This window comes from Kitasatospora sp. NPDC048540 (assembly GCF_040651175.1).
In the GTDB taxonomy this organism is placed as follows: domain Bacteria; phylum Actinomycetota; class Actinomycetes; order Streptomycetales; family Streptomycetaceae; genus Kitasatospora.
This window is the reverse complement of sequence record NZ_JBEZIR010000269.1, coordinates 1-1,554: the sequence shown is the minus strand read 5'-3', so window position 1 is coordinate 1,554 and position 1,554 is coordinate 1. Positions and strand designations below refer to the sequence as shown.

The 1,554-nt window shown below is 73.5% G+C and carries 2 protein-coding genes and 1 pseudogene; all 3 read right to left on the bottom strand.

Annotated elements, in window-relative coordinates; all coding sequences use genetic code 11:
- A pseudogene (locus AB0D08_RS40775) lies at positions 1–360 on the bottom strand (ribonuclease BN); the annotation flags it as partial.
- 179 nt (positions 361–539) lie between these two features.
- The gene (locus AB0D08_RS40770; RefSeq protein ID WP_149038652.1) at positions 540–917 is read right to left on the bottom strand and encodes a hypothetical protein; all 378 of its coding nucleotides are present in this window, start codon (positions 915–917) and stop codon (positions 540–542) included.
- Positions 918–1,024: 107 nt separating this feature from the next.
- Positions 1,025–1,366, bottom strand: coding sequence for a hypothetical protein (locus AB0D08_RS40765; protein ID WP_033825279.1), 342 nt, complete (start codon positions 1,364–1,366; stop codon positions 1,025–1,027).
- Positions 1,367–1,554 lie beyond the last annotated feature (188 nt).

Below are 1,554 nucleotides of genomic sequence, written 5' to 3'. Positions count from 1 at the left end.
CGCCCACCAGCGGGCCGGCGGCAGCCCCCAGATCTTCTCGTAGGTGGTCTGGACCGCCGCACCGAACGACAGCCCGAACGCGGCGAGGGCGGCCAGGCTGAACGCCGTCGTCGTCCGCAGGGTCTCGTCGGGCAGCGCGATCAACTGCTCGATGTTCCTGACCGAAGGCCCGGAGACACCGATCCCGTCGCCGAGCCACTGGGCGAACCCGTGGCCGTTCGCCGGATCGGCCGCCGAGATGACGATCAGCAGTGGGACCAGCGTGAGGAACCCGAGCGCCGCGAAGCCCAGTGCCCGCTGCGACAGTTCGACCGCGCTGCCCCTGCTCCACGCCCGCCCGGCCACCGAGCGGGCGGCCATCCGCAACCGCCCGATCGGGGACGGCCGGCTCGCGGGGGACGGCGGTTCCCGCGGTGTCCGTGCCGGCGGCGTCGCGGGCGCCGGGCGGTGCTCCGGCGACCGGCCGGAGCCCTGCGGGGTGGGAGCGCGCGCCATGACGGGACCTGATGGTCCGACGGCCTGCCGACGATGCCGGGGCGTCAGTGGCCCGAGGTCGGGCCGTCGGGTTCCTGGGGGTCGACGCCGGTGTGGGCCTTGGCGGTGCGTCCGCCGCTGGGGCGGCCGGACGGGCCCTGCTCTCCCAGGTCGTAGGTGTGCTTGCCGGGCCCCTGGTCCTCGCCGCGGCGGCCCTTGCTCTCCACGGTGTTGCCCGGGACGTCCTGCTCCTCCTCGGCGGCCTTCTCACGACCGGGTCCCGGCTTGGGAGCGTAGGTCTCGGGGTGGAAGGAGCGGTGGGCACTGTCGTTGGGCTCTTGGTGCTCGGCGTCGATGTCGGGGGACCAACCGTGCTGGTCCTCGCCGTCGAACCGGCTCGCCCGGCCTTCTTCCATCGTGGGGTGGGTGTTCCTCGCAGTCATGATCATCACCTGCTGGGTCGGGTCGGCCGCTGGACGCGGCCGGTGTTCACGGGTCCGCCGGGAGGGCGGCACCCTCGGTGTGGCGCAGGGCCTTGGCGGGCCGGCGGTCAGGGGGATCCGAAGTAGGAGGTCGGACCCAGGCGGTAGTCGGCGTCGCCCCGGTGGAGGGCGGGGTCGTAGATGGGCGTGCCCTTGACCTGCTCCTTGGTGCGGTTGAGGTGGATCGTCCTGTTGGTGTGGTCGACCCGGGTGACGGTGCCGGCCGGCAGCATCACGTGCCTGCCGAGCAGCCACGGCCTGCAGTTGACGACGAAGTGGGCGGAGCCGACGTCGTCGGTGGCCTCGTCGACCTTGCCGATGTGGCCGTCACTGGCCTCGACCTTGAAGCCGACCAGGCCGGTTCCGGGTGCGTCCTGCGATGCGGGGGCGTGGCCCCGGACATCGGTCATGACGTGCTCCTTCTCCACTCGGGGTGCGCACCCGACGGCGGGTGCGGCCTCGGCGGCCGCGCCCGGTCGGGAGGGTCCGGTGCGGGCGCGGCGGGGTGGTCAGTGTTTGAGGGCGTCCTTGGCCTTCGCGCCGGCCTGCTTGGCGTCGCCCTTCATCTGCTCGCTGCGGCCCTCCGCCTCGAGGCTGC

Bases quoted from the DNA above. Each gene is read 5' to 3' on its own strand.
- AB0D08_RS40765 (WP_033825279.1), bottom strand. From the start codon at position 1,366: ATGACCGATGTCCGGGGCCACGCCCCCGCATCGCAGGACGCACCCGGA.
- AB0D08_RS40770 (WP_149038652.1), bottom strand. From the start codon at position 917: ATGACTGCGAGGAACACCCACCCCACGATGGAAGAAGGCCGGGCGAGC.